Source organism: Aeromonas sp. QDB31 (assembly GCF_027707605.1).
GTDB classification, from domain to species: Bacteria; Pseudomonadota; Gammaproteobacteria; order Enterobacterales; family Aeromonadaceae; genus Aeromonas; species Aeromonas media.
The window spans coordinates 193309-213990 of sequence record NZ_JAPCIX010000002.1 but is presented as its reverse complement, the minus strand read 5'-3'; the positions used below and the strand labels follow the sequence as shown (position 1 = coordinate 213990).

20 protein-coding genes are annotated in these 20682 nt (G+C 63.1%); 9 read left to right on the top strand and 11 right to left on the bottom strand.

Features of this window, described 5'->3' with window-relative positions:
• The first annotated feature begins 104 nt into the window (after positions 1–104).
• Together PG898_RS02920 and PG898_RS02915 are read left to right on the top strand one after the other, a co-directional pair.
• Entirely contained in the window at positions 105–755 is a 651-nt protein-coding gene (locus PG898_RS02920) for a hypothetical protein (protein ID WP_270823515.1), read from the top strand.
• Between the two features lie 43 nt (positions 756–798).
• Positions 799–1677: a pirin family protein gene (locus tag PG898_RS02915; protein ID WP_270823514.1), complete on the top strand. Its 879-nt coding sequence runs from the start codon at positions 799–801 to the stop codon at positions 1675–1677.
• A 602-nt stretch (positions 1678–2279) separates the two neighbouring features.
• Here PG898_RS02915 and PG898_RS02910 read toward each other — a convergent pair.
• The 4 genes from PG898_RS02910 to PG898_RS02895 form a co-directional block, all read right to left on the bottom strand.
• The gene (locus PG898_RS02910) at positions 2280–3140 is read right to left on the bottom strand and encodes a PA4780 family RIO1-like protein kinase (RefSeq protein ID WP_005324946.1); all 861 of its coding nucleotides are present in this window, start codon (positions 3138–3140) and stop codon (positions 2280–2282) included.
• 184 nt (positions 3141–3324) lie between these two features.
• Complete coding sequence (locus tag PG898_RS02905) at positions 3325–4320, bottom strand: LpxL/LpxP family acyltransferase (RefSeq protein WP_270823566.1); 996 nt, start codon at positions 4318–4320, stop codon at positions 3325–3327.
• Positions 4321–4472: 152 nt separating this feature from the next.
• Positions 4473–5462: a lauroyl-Kdo(2)-lipid IV(A) myristoyltransferase gene (gene lpxM, locus PG898_RS02900; protein ID WP_041205691.1), complete on the bottom strand. Its 990-nt coding sequence runs from the start codon at positions 5460–5462 to the stop codon at positions 4473–4475.
• A 225-nt stretch (positions 5463–5687) separates the two neighbouring features.
• A complete protein-coding gene (locus PG898_RS02895; protein WP_270823513.1) occupies positions 5688–6668 on the bottom strand; it encodes a TDT family transporter in 981 nt (326 codons plus the stop codon).
• A gap of 103 nt (positions 6669–6771) precedes the next feature.
• Between PG898_RS02895 and PG898_RS02890 the strand changes: the two genes are divergently transcribed.
• Positions 6772–7662 carry a LysR substrate-binding domain-containing protein gene (locus PG898_RS02890; protein ID WP_268424160.1) on the top strand — a complete coding sequence of 297 codons (891 nt, stop codon included), beginning with the start codon at positions 6772–6774 and terminating at the stop codon, positions 7660–7662.
• A 78-nt stretch (positions 7663–7740) separates the two neighbouring features.
• On the opposite strand, the gene PG898_RS02885 is transcribed toward PG898_RS02890, so the two are convergent.
• Positions 7741–8730: a Gfo/Idh/MocA family protein gene (locus PG898_RS02885; RefSeq protein ID WP_270823512.1), complete on the bottom strand. Its 990-nt coding sequence runs from the start codon at positions 8728–8730 to the stop codon at positions 7741–7743.
• A gap of 74 nt (positions 8731–8804) precedes the next feature.
• Positions 8805–9650 carry a deoxyribonuclease IV gene (gene nfo, locus PG898_RS02880; RefSeq protein ID WP_005324932.1) on the bottom strand — a complete coding sequence of 282 codons (846 nt, stop codon included), beginning with the start codon at positions 9648–9650 and terminating at the stop codon, positions 8805–8807.
• 686 nt (positions 9651–10336) lie between these two features.
• Between nfo and PG898_RS02875 the strand changes: the two genes are divergently transcribed.
• Positions 10337–10630, top strand: coding sequence for an antibiotic biosynthesis monooxygenase family protein (locus PG898_RS02875; protein WP_218409860.1), 294 nt, complete (start codon positions 10337–10339; stop codon positions 10628–10630).
• Positions 10631–10668: 38 nt separating this feature from the next.
• On the opposite strand, the gene pdxY is transcribed toward PG898_RS02875, so the two are convergent.
• From pdxY to PG898_RS02860, 3 genes are all read right to left on the bottom strand, one after another.
• Positions 10669–11544, bottom strand: a complete 876-nt coding sequence (gene pdxY / locus PG898_RS02870) for a pyridoxal kinase PdxY (RefSeq protein WP_270823511.1) — start codon at positions 11542–11544, stop codon at positions 10669–10671.
• A 334-nt stretch (positions 11545–11878) separates the two neighbouring features.
• Positions 11879–12634: a DUF429 domain-containing protein gene (locus PG898_RS02865; protein WP_270823510.1), complete on the bottom strand. Its 756-nt coding sequence runs from the start codon at positions 12632–12634 to the stop codon at positions 11879–11881.
• Between the two features lie 78 nt (positions 12635–12712).
• Complete coding sequence (locus PG898_RS02860) at positions 12713–13276, bottom strand: VC2662 family protein (protein ID WP_005324927.1); 564 nt, start codon at positions 13274–13276, stop codon at positions 12713–12715.
• A gap of 300 nt (positions 13277–13576) precedes the next feature.
• Here PG898_RS02860 and PG898_RS02855 point away from each other — a divergent pair, with 300 nt between their 5' ends.
• The 4 genes from PG898_RS02855 to ybcJ all read left to right on the top strand — a co-directional run bounded on the left by PG898_RS02855 (position 13577) and on the right by ybcJ (position 16612).
• Complete coding sequence (locus PG898_RS02855) at positions 13577–13927, top strand: phasin family protein (RefSeq protein WP_270823509.1); 351 nt, start codon at positions 13577–13579, stop codon at positions 13925–13927.
• Positions 13928–14019: 92 nt separating this feature from the next.
• A complete protein-coding gene (locus PG898_RS02850; protein WP_270823508.1) occupies positions 14020–15804 on the top strand; it encodes a class I poly(R)-hydroxyalkanoic acid synthase in 1785 nt (594 codons plus the stop codon).
• A complete protein-coding gene (locus PG898_RS02845) occupies positions 15801–16205 on the top strand; it encodes a MaoC family dehydratase (protein WP_270823507.1) in 405 nt (134 codons plus the stop codon). The genes PG898_RS02850 and PG898_RS02845 overlap by 4 nt, the downstream gene beginning before the upstream one ends.
• Positions 16206–16378: 173 nt before the next feature.
• Positions 16379–16612: a ribosome-associated protein YbcJ gene (gene ybcJ, locus PG898_RS02840; protein WP_005324920.1), complete on the top strand. Its 234-nt coding sequence runs from the start codon at positions 16379–16381 to the stop codon at positions 16610–16612.
• A 72-nt stretch (positions 16613–16684) separates the two neighbouring features.
• Here ybcJ and PG898_RS02835 read toward each other — a convergent pair whose 3' ends face one another.
• Entirely contained in the window at positions 16685–17158 is a 474-nt protein-coding gene (locus tag PG898_RS02835; RefSeq protein WP_025327111.1) for a DUF4442 domain-containing protein, read from the bottom strand.
• A 427-nt stretch (positions 17159–17585) separates the two neighbouring features.
• On the opposite strand from PG898_RS02835, the gene PG898_RS02830 reads away from it, so the two are divergent.
• Entirely contained in the window at positions 17586–18767 is a 1182-nt protein-coding gene (locus PG898_RS02830) for a hypothetical protein (protein ID WP_270823506.1), read from the top strand.
• Between the two features lie 60 nt (positions 18768–18827).
• Here PG898_RS02830 and PG898_RS02825 read toward each other — a convergent pair whose 3' ends face one another.
• Positions 18828–20579: an ABC transporter transmembrane domain-containing protein gene (locus tag PG898_RS02825; RefSeq protein ID WP_270823505.1), complete on the bottom strand. Its 1752-nt coding sequence runs from the start codon at positions 20577–20579 to the stop codon at positions 18828–18830.
• Positions 20580–20682 lie beyond the last annotated feature (103 nt).

Below are 20682 nucleotides of genomic sequence, written 5' to 3'. Positions count from 1 at the left end.
CGGCCTGGCGCCTTATGGGGGTTGGGTCTGCCATCTGCGGCCGGATTGGTGCATAGTCAGGCTATCATCCGTCCATTGCGTCCTTTCATGGCACCGGGAGCATCATGCGCATCGCCCTCCTTATTCCCCTGCTGGCCCTGGGCCTTGCAGGCTGCAGCAACACCTCCTCATCAGGCGGCGATGCGGGGGCCAGCCCTGGTGGCGTCTATGGCGCCTCTTACTGGTGGTATGACGACTATTACGGCTATTGGGATGACTACTACCCCTGGTGCTGCGACAACCAGGGGGAGTTCGACGAGCTGATCAAGAAGTGGTGGAGCGGGCTCGATCCGGAGCGCCAGCAAGAGATCAGGGAGAAGTATCAGGATTGGCAGGAGAACCCTGGCCAGCCAGACGTGGCCGCCCTGCGAGGGGATCTGGCGACCCGCTGGAATGCCATGACGCCAGCGCAGCAACAGGCGCTGCGTGACAACCGGCAGAACAGACCCAGCATCAGCAACCCGGACAACTCCCCCCGCTCACCGCTGGACGACAGAGGCGGCACTCTCCCCAGGACCGAGAATGGCCTGCTAGTCCCCGGGGCGCTGCCCAAGGCCGGCAACAGTTTGCTGACCCCCTCCACTCAGCCCAAGGTGGATGCCAGACCCCACCTCCCTCGCACCATGACCACGCCGGTGCGCACCCCCACCGTCAGACCGGCGATAAGACCCGGCTTCGCCCCCATGAGAAGCTTCCCGGCGATCCGCCGCCGTTAGGGCGAAAAACCATACGCCATCAACCCATTGCAAGGAGCACGACATGACGCAACAGTGGCAACGTATTTCCTCCCGCCTCACCGATGTGGGCGGCATCCCGGTGGCCCGCGCCCTCCCGGTCAAGGAGCGACGCACCATAGGGCCCTGGTGCTTTCTCGACCACATAGGGCCGACCCGCTTCGCCCCCGACGCCCCCGGGCTGGACGTGGGGCCCCATCCCCATATCGCCCTGCAGACCTTCACCTGGATGCTGGCGGGGGAGATCCTCCACCGGGACAGCCTGGGCAGCGAGCAGGTGATCCGCCCGGGCCAGGTGAACCTGATGACCGCCGGACGGGGCATAGCCCACACCGAGGAGTCCCTGGCCGGCCACCCCGACTTGCACGCCGCCCAGCTCTGGATAGCTCTGCCCGAGGCGGATCAGCACACCCCGCCCCGCTTCGATCACTATCCGAGACTCCCCCGCTGGCAGCAAGAGGGAATCGATCTCACCCTGCTCATCGGCGAGCACAGCGGCCAGCGCGCCCCCACCCTGCACTTCTCCCCCATCCTGGGGCTGGATCTGCACGCCCCACAGGGGGGAGAAATCACCCTCTCCCTGGATCCCGCCTTCGAGCACGGGCTCTTCCCCTTGCAGGGAGAGGCGACCATAGCAGGGGAAGCGCTCGTCCCAGAGCAGCTCCTCTATCTGCCACCGGGCACCCGGGAACTGAGGGTGACACTCGGCCCAGACACCCGCCTGCTGCTCATCGGCGGCGAGCCCCTGGCCAAGCCGCTGCAGATCTGGTGGAACTTCGTGAGCTTCAGCCCCGAGGCCATTCGCACCGCCGCCGCGGATTGGGAGAGCGGTCACCCCCGCTTCGGCGAGGTGGTGGGTTACGTTGGGCCGCGCCTAGTCGCTCCGCCCCTTGCCGGGCTCTGAGCCCGACAAGACAGACTTACCGTAACGGCACATATCGAATCGAGAGCTGCCTGCAGACCTGCCAGACGTGGAATCGATCGTTTCAACACGGCCGGTAGCGGGCGTTCTTGGTGAGCAGCAAGGATTGTTTATGGATTTATCACCCTTCTATCACGCCAGCGCAGCTGTCTCCGTCCAGATACTCTTCGGATACCGCTTTGGGCACTGGGGATATGGCGGCCTCATGGGGTGCATATGGTTTGTCGCACGAGAGCAGACACAGGCAGAATATAGATGGATAGCGCTGTTCGGGCAGGGGCGAAGGATTAACATGCCTTGGTGGGGAGGATTCGATCCCAGCGTCTGGGAACTGGGGAGTGTGCTGGATTTTCTGGTGCCGATCGCCGTGTGTACACTGGTGTTTGTGGTTGCACGCCGAACCAGCAGGCAGACTTGCGGAGCCGGCTTGTGAAGTGGCAACCATGTTCCCGGCTGATCCACCACTTAAACAAAGAGGGGCACATAGCCCCTCTCGTCATTGCAACCCCTTTGCACAACCAGCCTGATAGAGGTCGGTGCCCTGACACAGGGAAAGTAGACAGGAGGCGCGCCTCAAGTGCGCATCAGAACTCCTCTTCCTGCTCGGCCTTCAGCCTGGCACGACGGGCCATGGCCTCTTCCTGTGCACTCTCGATCTCGTGCAGCACCCCATCCACATCGATGGCCTCGGCACTCTCCTCGAACAGGCCGGTCAGCTCGGTTTCAGGGCCGAGCTTGCCATCTTCGAACAGGGCCCACATCTCCCTGGCATAACGGGTCTTGAGCAGCTCGGGGGCATAGATGCCGTAGTAGTTGCGCATGTTGTTGACGTCCCGCTCCAGCATGGCCCTGGCCTGGTTGTTGGCGGCGGCATTCACCACCTGGGGCAGGTCGATGATGACCGGGCCCTGCTCGTCCACCAGCACGTTGAACTCGGAGAGATCCCCGTGGATGAGGCCGGCGCAGAGCATGCGCACCACGTAGCGGATCACCTTGCCGTGATCGATGAGCGCCTGCTCGGGCGAGAGCGCCACGTCGTTGAGGCGGGGCGCGACGTTGCCGTCGGCGTCAGTGATGAGCTCCATCAAGAGCACGCCGTCCAGGCAGACATAGGGGGTGGGCACCCGCACGCCGGCGGCAGCCAGCTTGAACAGGGCATCCACCTCGGTGTTCTGCCATACCTCTTCGTGCTGCTTGCGACCGTACTTGGAGCCCTTCTCCATGGCGCGAGCATCGCGGCTGCCCCGCACCTTGCGCCCTTCCTGATAGACCACGGCCTGCTTGAAGCTGCGTTTGGAGGCCTCTTTATAGACTTTGGCGCAGCGGATCTCGTCACCGCAGCGCACCACATAGACGTCGGCTTCTTTGCCGCTCATCAGCCGGCTGATGACATCGTCGACCAGGCCGTCATCAACCAGAGGTTGGATTCGATTTGGAATTTTCATGACCGCCCTTTTACCTTATTTGCACCTTGTTTGCACCTTGTTTGCGCCTGTTTGCACATGACGGGAGGCCAGACAGGGCCCCGCTTTGGTCCCCCACCGGCCACTTGCCGGGGGTGGCCTGGTGTGCCCCGCGCCAACCGCCTCTCCCTGGTTGTCAAAACGACCCGCAAGGGAGCCCTGTGGTTCAATGCTCGGGGGGCAGCCCCTGGCGGATGCGCCGGATCCCCTCTTCGTAGAGACCATCCTCCCCTTCGTTATCCGCCTGGGTCTCGAAAATCTTGAGAAACCACATGTACTGCTCGGGGAAGCGGCCGAGCTGCTGCTCCACTGTGCGGTTCATGGCGTTGACGTCCGCCTCCAGATCCAGGGTGGGATAAGGGTCGAACGGCGGCTCCACCTCGAGCCGGTAGCAGCCCTCATCCTCGTCATAGCAGGCCAGGATGGGTATGGCCCGGGCACCGGTCAGCTTCACCAGCTTGGGCAGGGCCGGCAGGGTCGCCTTGGGGTGGCCGAAGAAGGGCACGAAGATGCTCGCCTCCCGGCCATGATCCTGATCCGGCAGATAGAAGAAGCTGTCGCCGCCGCGCAGGGCCTTGATGGCCGGCTTGATGCCGACGCTGCGCTCATAGACACGCCCGCCTTTGCTGCGCTCGCGGTTGATATACCAGTCGAACACCGCATCCTTGGGGCTCTTCATCATGGTGCACAGGGGCACCCCCTCATCGGTCAGGTAGCGGCCGATCATGTCCACCGCCCAGGTGTGGGGCACCACGAAGATCATGGGGCGCCCGGCGGCCAGCTCGGCTTCGATATGCTCCCAGCCACGCACCTTGATCCGCCGTTTGAGGAAGGCGGGGCTGCGCCAGGTGAGCTCGCCAAAGCCCATGAAGGTCTTGAGGCCGACCCGGATGGACTTGAGCAGCAACCGCTCGCGCCCGGCCGCATCCAGCGCGGGGAAACAGATCTTGAGGTTGGTCTCGGCGATGTAGGCCTGCTTCCTGGAGAAGCGCAGCAACAGGGGCGCCAGGGCATCGGCCAGCTTGTCTCTGTAGCTGGCCGGGATCCAGGCCAGCAGGGAGAGCAGGGCAAGCGCCAGCCAACTACCCCACAGACGGGGGTGCAGCAGACGCAGATGAAAGGAGGTGTCAAACACCGGATCTTGTGCGGACATGGTCGCCATCGAATCATCAAAACAGACCGTCATTTTAGTGATCCTGACATTTTTTTCTACCCGGTATCCCCCAAGCGGGGTTTCCAAGTCACTGATCCGACTAGTTAGAAATAAAAAGTGGCCCACATGGGGCCACTTGGAAATGTGTATCAAGCTGCGGTTCAGGAATGGGGGCTGAGTCCCTTGCGGATACGACGGATCCCCTCTTCATAGAGGCCGTCCTCCCCCTCTTGATCCTCGCGAGTATCGAAAATCTTGAGGAACCACATGTACTGTCCCGGGTGGCGAGTCAGCTGCCGCTCCACGCAATCGTTCATGCGGCAGGTATCGGCCATCAGGTCATCGCTCGGGTAGTCGGCGAAGGGGGCCTCGATCTCCAGCCGGTAGCAGTGCGCCGCCTCGTCATAGCAGGCCAGCACCGGCACGGCGCGGGCACCGGTCAGCTTGACCAGCCGTGGCAGGGCCGGCAGGGTCGCCTTGGGATGCTTGAAGAAGGGCACGAACAGGCTCGCCTCGCGGCCATGATCCTGATCCGGCAGATAGAAGAAGCTCAGACCGGACTTGACCGCCTTGATCACCGGCTTGATGCCGGCGCTGCGTTCATAGACGCGGCAGCCATTCTTGGCCCGCTCGCGGTTGATGTGCCAGTCGAACACCGGGTTGCGGGCGCTCTTCATCATGGTGCACATGGGCAGGCCCCGCTGGGAGAAGTAGTAGCCCGCCGCATCGATGGGCCAGCTGTGGGGCACCACCAGGATCACCGGACGGCCGGCGGCTTGCTCGGCATCAATGTGTTCCCATCCGCTCACCTGGATGCGCTTCATCAGGTACTCGGGGCTGCGCACCGTGAACTCGCCGAACCCCAGCAGGCTCTTGAGGCCAACCCGGATCGAGGTCATCAGAATGGCGTCCCGCTCTGCCTCGCTCTGCTCCTTGAAGCAGATGGCAAGGTTGGTTCTGGCGATGTAGACCTGCTTCTTCGAGATCTTGAGCACCAGGGGAGCCAAGGCGTCAGCCAGCTTGTCACGCAAACGGGGCGGCACATAGGCGAGCACGCCGAGCACACCGAGGGCGAGCCAGCTCAGCCAGTAACGCGGGTGCAGCAAACGGGTCTGGAAGGCAGAATCAAACACGGGATCTTGGGAGGGCATGGGTACTATCAAACGGTGAAAGTGGGCAATTGCGGCCATCCTGACAGGTAATACCAGTGAAAACCACCTTAATATCACCTGAATGAGCGACTATTTGAGCCTTTTCACGAATTGACTGCAGGCTCCTGTCACCCTGTCGGTGACTGCCGCTCACTCCTTGAGCCAAGCCCTTATGCAGCAGACCCCGCGAGGCGGGGTCTGCTCGTTGATGAGACCGGCTGCACCTTAGCGACGCACGGGCTGATCCAGCATGCCGACCTGGCCCAGCGGCAGGAAAAACATCAGGTAACGCAGCGCCACATAGCCGACGATCAGGGTCGCAGCACCAAGTTCCAGATAGGCCAGCTGATTGATCTGCGCAACATAGTCGACCGCCTCTGGCCACTGCGACAGTAGCTGACCCACCTTGAACAGGGCGGTGGCGCCGATCACCAGGGGAAAGGTGAAGGCGGCATAACCCGGAGAGAACGGCAGGCGCAGCAGCTTGATGAAGGCCAGGTAGATGATGCCTGTCATCAGCACGGCTATCCCCAGCAGCACGGCCACCAGCAGCAGGGAGGGATCCTGGCTCACGGTCAGGTAGCCGGCGAGCGACAGGCTGGCAGGAGCCGCCAGGATGGCGATGGTGGGCTTGGCAGCATCCGGCACCTCGTGGCTGAAGATGAGGCGATAGAGCATCAGCGGCAGCATCAGGCCGTAGCAGGCCATGCCGAACCAGAGCAGGCCATTGGCCAGGGCCGCGAAGGGGCCACCCGGGTAGGCGACGTCGGCCACGATGATCCCCACCGGCGGCACGAACCAGCTCGGCACCATGTGGTGAATTTCAAACGCCTTGGCCCTGTGCCAGACGAAGGTGGCGAGGAACACCAGGTGAAGGATCACCGCAAACAGCCAGAGCCCCTGACCCAGGGTCGGGGCCAGCAGCCCGACCGCCTTGGAGACCACCATGGTTCCCATGGCATAGGTGGGCACCACGCTGCCCACCACGGGGTGAGCGAGATCCTGCCACAGCAGACGCGGGTGCAGCAGGAACTTGAAGGTGAGAACGAGGAGCAGCACGGCGGCGATAGCGGCCCCCAGCAGCTGCAAGCGGCCATCGAACTGACCGGCATTTTCCCAACACCAGCCGAGGCTGGCGATCCCGAGTGCCAGCCCGGCCATGGGGGTCGGGGCGGCGGCAAGGGAGCGACGGGTGCGTGCGATCATGACTGGTACCCTCTTGTGGATGACGATGTGCATAGGATAAAGAGGGTCTATCGTTTACGATATCTAAATGAATTGAACCAAGCGTTTAGGAAAATCAAACAACATGAAACTGACCCTGCAACAACTCAAGGTGTTCGCCACCATAGCCCGCCACGGCAACCTGGGTGGCGCAGCGGGCGAGCTTTGCCTCAGCAAGGGGGCCGTCTCCCAGTCGTTGCAGGAGCTGGAGCGCCAGCTCGCCACCCCGCTGTTCGATCGGGTACACCCCAGGCTCCAGCTCAACAACGAGGGGCGCCTGCTGCAACCGGCCGCCGAGGAGCTGCTGACCCGGATGCAGGAGATAGAGCAGTTGTTCAGTCCGGATGCCGAGCCGAGCGGCCAGTTGCGCCTGGGGGCCAGCCAGACCATAGGCAACTACCTGCTGCCCAGTCTGCTGGCGGGCGGCGCCCAGGAGCTGGGCTCCGCCCCCAGAGTGACCATCGCCAACACCCACCTGCTGTGCCACTCCCTCGCCCACTTCGAGCTGGATCTGGCTCTCATCGAGGGGGAGAACCATCACCCGGAGCTGGTGAGCGAGTTCTGGCTTGAAGACGAGATGCTTATCATAGCCCCGCCCCAGCACCCCCTGGCGGGGCAGCGGGATCTGCCCCTTTCCCTGCTCGCAGGCGAAACCTGGGTGCTGCGCGAACCCCAATCAGGGAGCCGCGAGCAGTTCGAGCAGCAGATTCAGCCCAGGCTGCCGCGCTGGCAGGCGGGGCTCGAGCTCAACACCCTGGAGGCGGTGATGCTGGCGGTGGAGAAGGGGCTCGGCATCTCCTTTATTTCCCGCCTCGCGGTCTCCGATCGGCTGCACAGCGGCCGCCTGGTGGCGCTCACCCCGAGCCAGACCTTCCCTCGCCAGCTCTCCCTCGTCTGGCACAAGCAGAAGTTCCACTCCGCGGCCCTGCGCCGCTTCCTGGCCTTCTGCCGCGCCCAGACCCTGCCTGCCCCCTGAGCCGCCCCGGCTCAGGAACAGCACCAAAAACCCAGAGGACGCCGTGGCGTCCTCTGGAGTGCGGGAAAAAGAGTGGCGCTATCGGCCCGCACCATGCAGCCCCGTCTCGACCCAGCCCAGCACCCGCCGCGTCAGGGCATGGGGCAGCCAGGGAGAGTCCAGCAGCCGGTGGCGGATACAGTCGGTGAAATGATCCGCCTCGTGTTGCATGCCGCCCCCCTGCACCGGCAGGTAGATGTCCTCCGGCCAGGCGGCCGGCGGCGTACCGCCCTGCCAGCGAATGTGCTGGGGGTTCCACCACTTGCCCTCGATGACCAGGGTCCACTCCTCCCCCGAGAGCCAGGCTTCTCTGTCGAGATCTTCGGCGATGGAGGCGCCTAGCTCGGCCGAGAAGGGGTCACCGAAGTTGAAGCGGGCCGCGAGATCCACCTCCCCCGGTGCCCGTTCCAGCACCACCTCGGGGGCCTTGGTCGCGAGCCCCAGTCGCTCGCAGAGGGCGGCATAGAGCCACAGCGGGTAGACCCCCACATCCCAGGCGGCGCCGCCGTCCAGGGCAGGATCGAACAGTTTGCCGACCCGGGGCGGGGCCGAGCCAAACGCCGCGCGCAGGTTGCGGGGCGCGGGCAGCAGAGGCAGCCGCTGCAGCAGGGCACGCATGGCGGGGAAACACATCACCTTCATGGCTTCCAGCAGCAACAGGCCGCGCTCATGGGCGAGTGCCACCAGGGCGTCCCAATCCCTCAACCGGGTCACCGCCGGTTTCTCCACCAGCACGTGCTTGCCCGCCAGCAGCATCTGCCTGATCAGGGCGGCGTGCTGTGGGTGGATCACCGCCACATAGACGGCCTCCACCTCGGGGCTCTCGGCCAGGGCCTGATAGCTGCCATAGGCAAACTCCAGCCCCTGCTCACGGGCGAACTCGTCGGCCCGCCCCTGATCCCGGGCGGCGATCGCCACCACACGCCCGCCCCTGGCGTACTGATTGACGTCGCGGCAAAAACGCCTGGCGATGGCACCCGCCCCGGCGATCCCCCAGCGCAGCAGTGGCGCGGTTCCCTGTGATTGCATCTTGTCTCCTCGTGTGGGTAATGGCCCCGGCCATCGGACGGGACAGCACCATCTGTTCGGGCTGTCCCTGCGGCTCAGGCCCTGGCCAGGCTGCGCAGCCAGCTTATCTCGTCACTCCAGATCGTCTCGTCTATGGTCTCGAGGATAAGCGGAATGCCATCGAAACGGTGGTCGTTCATGATGTGGTGGAATACCGCCTCCCCGAGATTCCCCTCCCGCAGGCTGTGGTGGCGATCGACCCGACTACCGAAGGTACACTTGGCCCCGTTGATATGCATCCCCTTGAGGTACTCAAAGCCCACGATGCGGTCAAAGTCGGCGAACACGGCGACGCAGGACTCCGGGGTGCGCAGATCGTAGCCGGCGGCGAAGGCGTGGCAGGTGTCAAAGCAGACGCCGACCCGGCTCTTGTCCTCCACCCCCTCAATCAGGGTGGCCAGGTGCTCGAACGACCAGCCGAGGTTGGTGCCCTGGCCGGCGGTGTTCTCGATCACCGCGGTAACCCCTTCGCTGCGTTCCAGCGCCCAGTTGATGGACTCGCTCACCAGTTTCAGGCTCGCCGCCTCGGGGATCTGCTTGAGGTGGCTGCCGGGGTGAAAGTTCAGATAGCAGAGCCCGAGCTGCTCGCAGCGTTTTATCTCGTCCAAAAATGCATCCCGTGACTTGGCCAGGGCATCGGGATCGGGGTGGCCCAGGTTGATGAGATAACTGTCGTGGGGCAGGATCTGCTCGGGGCGAAAGCCCCCCTTGTCGCAAGCCTGCTTGAAGGCGCGGATGCTGGCCTGCGACAGAGGCGCCGCCTGCCACTGGCGCTGATTCTTGGTGAACAGGGCGAAGGCGTTGGCCCCGATAGCCTGGGCACGGGCTATGGTGTTCTCCACCCCGCCAGCCGCACTGACGTGGGCGCCGATAAATTTCATCTTGTCTCCTCTGCGCGTTGCCATGTCCCCTCCCCGAACGTTGTAGGCGCGGGACAAGGTACATGGTGATTGGGCGTCATTATGCCCAAGCCCGCCCCTTGCGCCAAACCGGGGTTGTCGAGATGACCCTGGCCATCTCGGCCACCTCTCTTGATCTCCCCTCCCACTTGTCGCTCTCCTTCTCCTGGTTAGGCCTTGTGGCATGCAGGTACCGCTGGCTTTGCTGACGAATATCACTGGCCCATGTTTTCTGTGCCATCAACCCGACCACCGGCTGGTCTGTGGCCGCCAACAGCAATAACTGGCTGGTATGCGCACGCTCCGATGACCAAAGGAGAGCATGAACCTCTCTGCCAGCACCAGTAACAGCGCATGTTGTTTTGCATGCGCAGCCGTGAACCAGTAGACACCTTCCATCTCGGCGGGAACAGGGCAAGGCTGCGGGTCATGGCGTTCAACCTGAGCAGATTGTGCCTGTGCTCATTGGATGGGGTTGGTGAGTGGCATGTGAAATTGCCCTGGGTCGATAACAAAAGATGGCGCCCACGGGCGGGAACAAGAGCTCAAGAAATCTGAGTGATGTTCGGGAGCTTGCGTACAAGAGACAGACCCCGAGGCTGGCCTTGTTTATTGGTGCATTCGCTGCTGAAATGGCCCCCTTCATCGAGAAATGGCAAGGATCCATCATGATATTGGAAGTCGCCCCGCTGCAGATCATCCCGGGCCAGGCTGCCGCCTTCGAGCAGGCATTCGAGCAGGCCCAGCGCATCATCAGCACCCAGCCCGGTTACGCCGGTCACCAGTTGCAACGTTCACTGACCGATCCCCACCGCTACCTGCTGCTGGTGAACTGGCAACGGCTCGAGGATCATACCCAGGGATTTCGCGGCTCCCCTCAATACCAGCAGTGGAAGGCGCTGCTCCACCACTTCTACGATCCTTTCCCCACTGTGGAGCATTTTCAGGCCGTACAACCGTGATCAGCCAAGGATGAGCTTGGCCGATCACGGTTGCGGCATCACACCACCCCGTCGGCCAGCCGCTCGGCCCTGTGTGCGATCTGCGGCTCGGCGAAGGCGGACTGGGCCGCGATCAGCTGCAACTCGTAGGCCTCCGCCTGCCAGGTATGCCGCAACACCGCATCGACCGCAGCGTTGGTGCGCTCGAAGGCGGCCACCGCATCAAACCCCGCCTGCAGGTTGGCCAGCATCAGGGCGCTGATGAGATCCCCCACCCCCACCGGTTGACGGGCAAATTCATAGAGCGGACGGGCGATCAGGTAATCCCCTTGGGGGGTAGCCAAGAGCATCTCGAAGCGACCCGGTTCGCGGGCGGCACGCCCCAGATGCTTGACCAGCACCATCTTCACTCCTCGGGCCAGCAGCTGATGCGCCGCGGCGCGCGTCTGGACCAGATCCGCCAGGTGGGTATCACACAGAGTCTCCAGCTCCAGCAGGTTGGGGGCCATTATGTCCGCCACCGGCAGCGCTTGCTCGGTGAGGAAACGGGTCACGCCGGGGGCGACGATACACCCCTTCTCCGGATGGCCCATGACGGGATCGCAAAAATAGATAGCCGCCGGATTGGCCGCCTTGACCGCAGCCACCACGGTCAGGATCTCGCTCCCCTGCTCCGCCGAGCCCAGATAGCCGCTCAGCACCGCATCGCACCGCCCCAGCACTTCGATATCCATCAGCCCCTGACAGAGGGCGCTGATATGGCCGGCGGGCATTGCCATTCCCTGCCAGCCCGACGCGTACTGGGTATGATTGGAAAACTGCACCGTGTTGACGGGCCAGACCTCCATGCCGAGACGGCGCATGGGGAAGACGGCGGCGCTGTTGCCGGCACAGCCAAATACCACGTGGGACTGGATAGAGAGAATGCGTTTCATCGACACCACCACTGAAGAAGCATGAGGAAAGCGGGCAATATATCGGATGCAGAGTGGGCTCTGCCAGTGATTCCCGGCAACACTCACCATTTATGCGGCGAAATGACCATTCCATGGAGTGTTACGCCAACGCCCCCATCCTTGTTAACCTGGCAAACCAGAACCGTCTCGGTCTCGTCGGTGTGACACGGGCTCTTCATACTCTTGTTTGATGGCATATGAGGGCATTTTTAATGCAGGCAGGCGGATGGCGGGAGACAGCATCGAGTAAGAGCGACGAGGCGTGGATGGCACTGAGCCCGAGGCCGATGGCCTCGGGCTTTGTACTTAAGGCTTAGGGCCTCGCGAAGTGATAGACCCAGCCTTCGTCCAGGGGGAAGTCGGAGGGCGCAGAGACAAGATCCGGCAGGGAGACGACCGCCCCCCCGGCAGCATATTGCAGCGCCATCAGGGCGCAGAGGGCGGCGTCGTAGCGATCCATCCCGGCCACCACATCAGCCGGCAAGGAGGCCACTATCTCCTCCCTGGCCGGTGAAGCCTTGCCTGCCACCTTGGCAAGAGCCGGATAGACCTCCAGCACGGCGCGCTCGGCCCGGGGCTGTAACCTGGGCACAAGCTGCAGACCCCCAAGGCGCGGCAGCATGGAGAGCGCCAGAGTGGCGTTGTTGCCGAGTCTGTCGAAGGTGGCCGATAGCGGCTTCTTGCCGTATTGCTGATGCAACCAGCGCTCGCAGTCCCGATAGGCATAGGGGTTGTCTATCTCCCGCTGGGGCACGGCGCATTCGACGCCCCTCCCCGCCAGCAGCTCGCCGAGGGCACGGGGAAATGCCAGCGGGGCGTCGATGCCGAGTGCCAGTCGCGGGCAGGCCAGCGCCTGCATCAGCGCCATCTCGTCTTGCAGCGCCGGACGCAGCAAGGCATCCAGATCCGGCGCCACCCTGGAGCTCAACCGAAACAGAGGGGAGACCCCGAGCCAGTGCAACTGCTGCGTGCGGCTCTGCCAGCCCACCACGGCCACCGCCTGGGCATTGCCCTGCCAGCCCCTTACATCCCAACCGATGCCGATCGCATCCATGTGTTCCGTTGTCATGCCCCTGTCACCTTTGCGCACTATTGATGGAGCACAGGGTAATGGCTGCGCCTCCTAAAGCAAGGTCAGGCTCCCCTCCTAGAAGGATTTCTTGAAATTGATGAGGGGCAAGATGGGGAAGATGCCGTTCTCGGCGTAGTTGGCGAGGCCTATCTGCAGACCATCAAGGTGTTTTGTGGCATTGATGAAACCAAGCTGGAAGGTGGTGCGCTCGGCATAATTGACAAAGCCGACGTTGGCCAAGGCATTGCCTTGGGCGATGTTGACCGCCCCCCAGTTCAGCCCCTGCACATTGTTGGTCAGGTTGACGAAGCCCAGGTTGACCCCGGTGTCCTGCCCCTCATGCCAGTTGACGGCGTTGATGGCGACCCCGCCGAACTGATGGCGCACCCGACCAGCGCCGAAGAAGATGCCGAGCTGCAGACCGGTGAACTGATCCACGTCGGAGAGTGCGAACACCGGCAGGTCAATGCCCTTCACCTGGCCGGTGCGGCCATACAGGAAGGAGGCGCGCGCCCCTTCCACCTGGTGGGACGAAGGCAGGTTGATGCCGGGCAGGGAGATCTGGACCGGAGTGCTGGCCTGAGCGGTGCCGGCGAGGGCCAGCGCGGAGCAACCGAGCAGCAGGGCGAGAGGGTTCATCGGGATTCCTTGGCAGTCTGAGTGACATGCCAGACTACCAGCGCGGCGCTGGCGGGACGAGCGTGCACCAGGCCCCGTGCGTCACCTCTCGTCTGACCCCACTCCCGGCGAGGAACGCTGACAAAAAAATTCAAACAGAAATTAACATTTATGTCATTTACACCAAACCGCATTTGATTGCAGAATGCTCAAACGTGTGTTTGAACAGAGCAAACAACACGTGAACATGGATGACGAGTTGTACCCACTCTGGGCCAGTTGGCTCATAACAATACAGTTCAGCCGAAATGGAGACGCATGATGAATATGGACATACTCAAGAGCTTTACCGAGCAGATGCAAGGCTTTGCCTCCCCCCTCACCCGCTACAACCAGTTGCTGGCCAGCAATATTGAACAGCTGACCCGGTTGCAGCTCGCCTCCGCCAACGCCTACGCCGAACTGGGCCTCAACCAGTTGCAGGCCGTGAGCAAGGTGCAGGATACCCAGAGCCTGGCAGCGCTCGGCACAGTGCAACTGGAGACCGCCAGCCAGCTCTCCCGCCAGATGCTGGACGATATCCAGAAGCTGAGCGCCCTCGGCCAGCAGTTCAAGGAAGAGCTGGACGCCCTGACTGCGGACGGCATCAAGAAGAGCACGGGCAAGGCCTGATAACCCCTGGCTGCCCGTTCGGGCAGCCACATCTCCCCACGACTCGACAGGACGGGCTCGTTCCCGCCGCGGGTGTGGGTGAAGGAGAGCACATGAGCCAACCATCTTATGGCCCGCTGTTCGAGGCCCTGGCCCACTACAACGAGAAGCTGCTGGCCATGGCCAAGGCCCAGACAGAGCGCACCGCCCAGGCCCTGCTGCAGACCAATCTGGACGATCTGGGCCAGGTGCTGGAGCAAGGCAGCCAGCAACCCTGGCAACTGATCCAGTCTCAGATGAACTGGTGGCAGGATCAGCTCAAGCTGATGCAGCACACCCTGCTCAAGAGCGCAGGCCAGCAGAGCGAGCCGGTGATCACCCCGGAGCGCAGCGATCGCCGCTTCAAGGCCGAGGCCTGGAGCGAACAACCCATCTATGACTACCTCAAACAGTCCTATCTGCTCACCGCCCGGCACCTGCTGGCCTCGGTGGATGCCCTAGACGGCGTACCCCAGAAGAGCCGGGAGCGGCTGCGTTTCTTCACCCGTCAGTACGTCAACGCCATGGCCCCCAGCAACTTCCTGGCGACCAACCCGGAGCTGCTCAAGCTGACCCTGGAGTCCGACGGCCAGAATCTGGTACGCGGACTGGCTCTGCTGGCCGAGGATCTGGAGCGCAGCGCCGATCAGCTCAACATACGCCTGACCGACGAGTCCGCCTTCGAGCTCGGCCGGGATCTGGCGACCACCCCGGGCCGGGTGGTGCAGCGCACCGAGCTCTATGAGCTCATCCAGTACAGCCCGAGCACGGAGACGGTGGGCAAGACGCCGGTACTGATCGTGCCCCCCTTCATCAACAAGTACTACATCATGGACATGCGGCCCCAGAACTCCCTGGTCGCCTGGCTGGTCGCCCAGGGCCAGACGGTGTTCATGATCTCCTGGCGCAACCCGGGGGTGGCACAGGCGCAGGTCGATCTCGACGACTACGTGGTGGATGGCGTCATCGCCGCCCTGGACGCCGTGGAGGCGGCCACTGGCGAGCGGGAGGTGCACGGCATCGGCTACTGCATAGGCGGCACTGCCCTGTCGCTCGCCATGGGCTGGCTGGCGGCGCGGCGCCAGAAGCAGCGGGTGCGCACCGCCACCCTGTTCACCACCCTGCTGGACTTCTCCCAGCCCGGGGAGCTTGGCATCTTCATCCACGAGCCCATCATAGCGGCGCTCGAGGCGCAAAATGAGGCCAAGGGCATCATGGACGGGCGCCAGCTGGCGGTCTCCTTCAGCCTGCTGCGGGAGAACAGCCTCTACTGGAACTATTACATCGACAGCTACCTCAAGGGGCAGAGCCCGGTGGCCTTCGATCTGCTGCACTGGAACAGCGACAGCACCCATGTGGCGGGCAAGACCCACAACAGCCTGCTGCGTCGTCTCTATCTGGAGAACCAGCTGGTGAAGGGGGAGCTCAAGATCCGCAACACCCGCATCGATCTCGCCAAGGTGAAGACCCCTGTGCTGCTGGTCTCGGCGGTGGACGATCACATCGCCCTCTGGCAGGGCACCTGGCAGGGCATGAAGCTGTTCGGCGGGGAGCAGCGCTTCCTCCTGGCGGAATCGGGCCACATCGCCGGCATCATCAACCCGCCGGCCGCCAACAAGTACGGCTTCTGGCAGAGCGAGGCCGGGGCCGAGAGTCCGGAGAGCTGGCTTGCTGGAGCGACGCACCAGGGCGGATCCTGGTGGCCCGAGATGATGGGCTTTATCCAGAGCCGTGACGAAGGGGCGGAGCCCGTCCTCGCGCGGGTACCAGACGAAGGGCTGGCCCCCGCCCCCGGCCACTATGTCAAGGTGCGGCTCAACCCCGTGTTTGCCAGCGCTACCGAGGAGGACGCCGCATGAGCCCACAATCCCTTGAAATAGGCCAGAAGGCTCGCCTGACCAAGCGGTTCGGGGCGACGGAGGTGGCCGCCTTCGCCGCGCTCTCGGAGGATTTCAACCCCCTGCACCTGGATCCGGCCTTCGCCGCCACCACGGCGTTCGAGCGCCCCATCGTCCACGGCATGTTGCTCGCCAGCCTCTTCTCCGGGCTGCTGGGCCAGCAGTTGCCGGGCAAGGGGAGCATCTATCTGGGCCAGAGCCTCAGTTTCAAGCTGCCGGTCTTTGTCGGGGACGAGGCGACGGCTGAGGTGGAGGTGATTGCCATGCGGGACGACAAGCCCATCGCCACCCTGGCCACCCGCATCTTCACCCAAGGCGGCGCCCTCGCCGTGACGGGGGAAGCCGTGGTCAAGCTGCCTTGAGCACCGACGGCACACAGACACAATCAGCCCGGCCCCCGCCGGGCTGATTGTTTGCCCCGCTCCATTCATCCCCTTTTTCGAGGCAATTGGGCCCTGGCCCTTTCCCTGCCCCGCCTAACTGCCTAAAATGGCCGCCCTGCCGTGTAGGCATTCATCCAGCTAGAGGATTTCCCATGGAGACGTTTCTGCTCGAAGGTCACCCCTTCGTTGCCTTGTGTGACCTGATCAAGCATCAGGGTTGGGCCGATTGTGGCGGTGCCGCCAAGGCGCTGGTCGCAGAGGGTCTGGTGGAAGTAGACGGTCAGGTCGAGACCCGCAAGCGCTGCAAGATAGTGGCCGAGCAGGTGGTCAACTTCAACGGCATGAAAGTTGTGGTAAAGGAAGGTATCAGCCCCGAGATCCTTTAAGTCTCGCGGCCTGACCCTCAATGGCACCAGAGCCCGGCCATCGGCCGAACCCTGACGCCCAGCAGGGGCTGCCTAACTGGCCTTGATCGACAGGGTCAGCACGAAGCGCGCCATCGCCTCATCCCCGTTGAGCGACGGGCAGGTGGCCACCACCTGGATGGGGCGGTTGATGCGCTGCCCCGTCGCCAGGGACTCGTCTATCATGGCGTCTATGGCCTCCCCGGCCGCGCAGTCAAACTGCACATCCCCCTCGGGGCGCTTCAGAAACTCCCCCTGCACATCCTTGAAAGCAAAATGCACCTTCTTGCGCCGTGCCCGCCCCTTCTCCATCACCAGCAAGCCACCCACCAGATCGGCGCCGGTGGCGAGCGCCCCGAAATACATGCTGCCCAGGTGATTGCGGGTGCGCCAGCCCAGCGGAATGCGGATGCGCAGCGCCTTGGCGTTCATCTCTTCGATGACGGGGGCGCAAAAACCGATGACCGGAATATAGCGCCAGGCAAACAGGCGCAGGGCGAGATTGGCTTTGAAGCGTTGCAGGTCCATTGCGAACTGATCCGATGAGTTAGTGTGAACGAAATGTTGCCAGCCAACTCCCCAATAGACAAGCCTCCGTTGCCATCGCTGTGAGGACGATCGGCTCCCGGACCTCTTTGTCATTCAAATGATGGGCGCCGCTGCATTCGATGGGGAGAGACTGACCCTGACATCCTCGCCTAAGGGGTGCCATTCTCTCTTCGTGCCAGACATTTTTTTCATTAAGAATCCATATGGCACTTTCATTACACCCCTAGCCGGATGAAAGCTAACGATAAATGGGATTGCCCAGGCGCTAGTTCACCCTCTCGCCAGCGCCACTGAGAATAATCGCAGTAACGAAATGCCTCCCCCCTCGCTAGGCTGTTGCTGGCCCGGAAGTAGCCACTCGGCACCGGGTCAACCCGTTTACCAATCTCACCATAAGGATAGAGAGATGAGTCACGTGCAACAGTTGTTCAACGGGGGCGAGAGCGCCGGTACTTTCCTGCTCAACTTCAACAACAACCGTGCCTTTGAGCTGTTTGGCCGGGAGTACCTCAAGTGCTATGCCAACCTCAGCGCCAAGGGCAAGATGAGCAAGCCGCTGCCCACCGGGCCGCTCAGCTACACCGTCGACTTCGCCATGGATTGCGGATGCAACTCTGTGCTGTTCGACTTCAACCTCGCCTACAAGAAAACCTTCGGCAACCAGGCCCAGGCTCCCCTGTGGCGCGAGTCGGACTACGAGGCCGAGATAGTGCTCTGCCAGCTGGTGCGCGAGGCACCGGCCAACCGCCTGAGCAACCATGATCAGTTCGCCGAGGCCGAGGCCTTCTTCAACGACGTCAATCTGCCCGACACCGTCCGGGCGGTGGGCAATGATCCCTATGCCGACAAGGACGGCCTGGTGGAGTTCATCGTGGCCAACGAGCTGCTGGACGATCCCGCCGTCATGGCCAAGCTGGCGGAGCAGAAGGCCTACCTCATCGCCATCACCTCCGTGGTCACCGCCTACATCAACCGCTACGCCGAAGCCTATGGCGAGCAGTACAAGACGGACGCGGATCTCTGGGCCAGGGCCCTCTCCAAGATCCCTCTGATGGGGCCGAGCAAGATCGATCAGCAGAGCTACAGCCGCCACATCAAGGGGCTCAGCATCGCTACCGACTTCATCAACTTCATCATGGATGTGGTGGTGAGCCAGGGCACCACGGCGCTGGCCAGCTTCAACAAGTTCCTGCAAAAGCAGGGGGATGCCATCCGCTTCGGGGTGGAGAACAACAAGGACTTCTACAAGACCATCACCGTGGGGGTCACGGTGGAAGTGTTCAAGGTGGGCAACGAGCTGGTCTATGTGCCGAAGATCAAGCAGTACCGCGTCAACTTCGACCGCCAGAACAGCAAGTTCACCTCCGCCTGTGCCAGCGCCGAATTCGTCGACATCCATTTCAACTACCTCTACGCCGCCAACGTGTTCGACTACGAGGCCTTGAAGGATCCGGAGATCAAGCGCGACTTCGACAGCTTCATCCAGAAGCAGCGCAAGGCCCAGATCGAGGAAGCCGACACCTTCTTCAACGACGACTTCCCGCCCCTGGCGCCCAAGCTGATCGCACGGCACAAGGCCACGGTCTGATCCTCCCCAATCCAAGAAACAACACAGCCGGCATCTGCCGGCTGTTTTTTATGCGGGTTTTCAGGCCCGCTTCTCTTCGAGCCAGGCCCCCTGGCTCTGCATCTCGAACAGCTGGGCGTAGTGGCCCCCCAGCGCCATCAGCTCGCCGTGGGTGCCGCGCTCGCTGACCTGACCGCGGGAGAGCAGCAGGATCTCGTCCGCATCCACTATGGTGGAGAGCCGGTGGGCGATGGCGATGGTGGTGCGGCCACGGCGCGCCGCCGAGAGCGCCTGGGAGAGCGCGAGCTCGGTCTGAGAGTCCACGCTCGCGGTCGCCTCGTCCAGGATGAGGATGCGCGGATCCCCCACCAGGGCGCGGGCAAACGAAAGCAACTGGCGCTGACCGGCGGAGAGGTTCTTGCCCCCCTCCTCCATCAGGGTCTCCAGCCCCTTTGGCAGGTGGCGCACGAAGGCGGCCAGCTGCACCTCCTCCAGTGCTCGCCAGAGCGTCGCATCAAGGATGCCGTCACGGCCAAGACGCAGATTTTCCGCCAGGGTCCCGACGAAGATGAAGGGATCCTGCTGCACCAGGCCTATGCTGCGGCGCACCGCCGAGAGCGACAGCGCGCTCATGGGGTGATCATCGAAACGGATGCAGCCCTGATCCAGGGGGTAGAAGCCCATCAGCAGGCTGATGATGGTGGACTTGCCGCTGCCGGTGTGGCCCACCAGCGCCAGCATCTGGCCGGGACGGGTGGCAAAGCTCACCTCCTGCAGCACCGGTTGCTGGCCATCGTAGGAGAAACTCACCCCCTCGAAGCTGACCCGCCCCTGCAACGCAGGGCTCTCCCCTTGCGTGCTCTCCCGGGATTCGTCCAGCAGGGCGAAGACCCGCTCCCCCGCCACCATGGCCTGCTGCAACTGGTTGAGCTGGTTGGTCATCTCGATGAGGGGCTCGATCATCCTCCCCAGATAGCTGATGAAGGCGTAGAGCACCCCCACCTGGATGGCGCTGCCCGTGCTCAACCCCTCGTGGGCAAACAGCGCCAGCAGGCCGATGAGCACCATCATGTAGAAGAGATCGATGAGGGGGCGCAGCAATATACCGTTGATCTTGAGGCTCTTGATCCTGGCCTGCCAGTGCTGCTGGTTCACCTCGGCAAAGGCATTGGCGAAGTGGCGCTCCTGCACCATGGCCTGAATGACCGGCATCCCCTGCAGGGACTCGTTGAGCCGGCTGTTGATGTCGGAGAGCAGGCTGCGGGTCGCCCGCACCACGGGTACGCTCAATTTCTGGTAGAGCCACATCACGGCCCCCACCGCCGGCAGCAGGGTGGCGCACACCAGCATCAGGCGCAGATCCAGCAGCGCCATGGAGATGAGGATGCCGCATAGCAGCACCACTTTTTGCACCAGCAGCCCAATCACCTGCACATAGAGGTTCATGATCGCCTCGGTGTCGTTGGTGATGCGGGAGATGAGGGAGCCCGAGCGATGCTTGTCGAAATAGCGGGCCGGCAGCCGGATGGCGGTGGCAAACACCTGCTCGCGAAGGGTCTGCACCACTGCCTGGGCGATGCGGTTGAAGCGCAGGGATTGCAGGTAAAAACCCGCCGCCGAGAGCACCTGAAGGCCGAGATAACCGGCGGCAAGAGCGGCGATGTCGGGCCACACCAGCTGGCGCGGCGCCAGATAGTCGTCGATGAAGAGCTTGATGAGCAGGGGCCCGGCCACTTCGGCGCCGGTGGCCAGCAGCAGGCAGATGCCCGCCTGCACCAGCCAGCGCGGGTAACGGGCGCAATAGGCGAGCAGCCGTTTGATGGTCGGGTTCACAGACTTGCCTCCAGCACAGCACTCTCAGGGAGTTGACTCTCTTTGCACCCTTCTCCCCTTGCGGGAGAAGGGTTGGGGATGAGGGGAACCACTCGTCTCATCA

Bases quoted from the DNA above. Each gene is read 5' to 3' on its own strand.
- nfo (WP_005324932.1), bottom strand. From the start codon at position 9,650: ATGAAATTTATCGGCGCCCACGTCAGTGCGGCTGGCGGGGTGGAGAAC.
- PG898_RS02830 (WP_270823506.1), top strand. From the start codon at position 17,586: ATGAGTCACGTGCAACAGTTGTTCAACGGGGGCGAGAGCGCCGGTACT.
- PG898_RS02845 (WP_270823507.1), top strand. From the start codon at position 15,801: ATGAGCCCACAATCCCTTGAAATAGGCCAGAAGGCTCGCCTGACCAAG.
- PG898_RS02860 (WP_005324927.1), bottom strand. From the start codon at position 13,276: ATGAACCCTCTCGCCCTGCTGCTCGGTTGCTCCGCGCTGGCCCTCGCC.
- PG898_RS02865 (WP_270823510.1), bottom strand. From the start codon at position 12,634: ATGACAACGGAACACATGGATGCGATCGGCATCGGTTGGGATGTAAGG.
- PG898_RS02915 (WP_270823514.1), top strand. From the start codon at position 799: ATGACGCAACAGTGGCAACGTATTTCCTCCCGCCTCACCGATGTGGGC.
- PG898_RS02835 (WP_025327111.1), bottom strand. From the start codon at position 17,158: ATGGACCTGCAACGCTTCAAAGCCAATCTCGCCCTGCGCCTGTTTGCC.
- PG898_RS02890 (WP_268424160.1), top strand. From the start codon at position 6,772: ATGAAACTGACCCTGCAACAACTCAAGGTGTTCGCCACCATAGCCCGC.
- pdxY (WP_270823511.1), bottom strand. From the start codon at position 11,544: ATGAAACGCATTCTCTCTATCCAGTCCCACGTGGTATTTGGCTGTGCC.
- PG898_RS02855 (WP_270823509.1), top strand. From the start codon at position 13,577: ATGAATATGGACATACTCAAGAGCTTTACCGAGCAGATGCAAGGCTTT.
- PG898_RS02875 (WP_218409860.1), top strand. From the start codon at position 10,337: ATGATATTGGAAGTCGCCCCGCTGCAGATCATCCCGGGCCAGGCTGCC.
- PG898_RS02905 (WP_270823566.1), bottom strand. From the start codon at position 4,320: ATGGCGACCATGTCCGCACAAGATCCGGTGTTTGACACCTCCTTTCAT.
- PG898_RS02920 (WP_270823515.1), top strand. From the start codon at position 105: ATGCGCATCGCCCTCCTTATTCCCCTGCTGGCCCTGGGCCTTGCAGGC.
- PG898_RS02895 (WP_270823513.1), bottom strand. From the start codon at position 6,668: ATGATCGCACGCACCCGTCGCTCCCTTGCCGCCGCCCCGACCCCCATG.
- ybcJ (WP_005324920.1), top strand. From the start codon at position 16,379: ATGGAGACGTTTCTGCTCGAAGGTCACCCCTTCGTTGCCTTGTGTGAC.
- lpxM (WP_041205691.1), bottom strand. From the start codon at position 5,462: ATGCCCTCCCAAGATCCCGTGTTTGATTCTGCCTTCCAGACCCGTTTG.
- PG898_RS02910 (WP_005324946.1), bottom strand. From the start codon at position 3,140: ATGAAAATTCCAAATCGAATCCAACCTCTGGTTGATGACGGCCTGGTC.
- PG898_RS02850 (WP_270823508.1), top strand. From the start codon at position 14,020: ATGAGCCAACCATCTTATGGCCCGCTGTTCGAGGCCCTGGCCCACTAC.
- PG898_RS02885 (WP_270823512.1), bottom strand. From the start codon at position 8,730: ATGCAATCACAGGGAACCGCGCCACTGCTGCGCTGGGGGATCGCCGGG.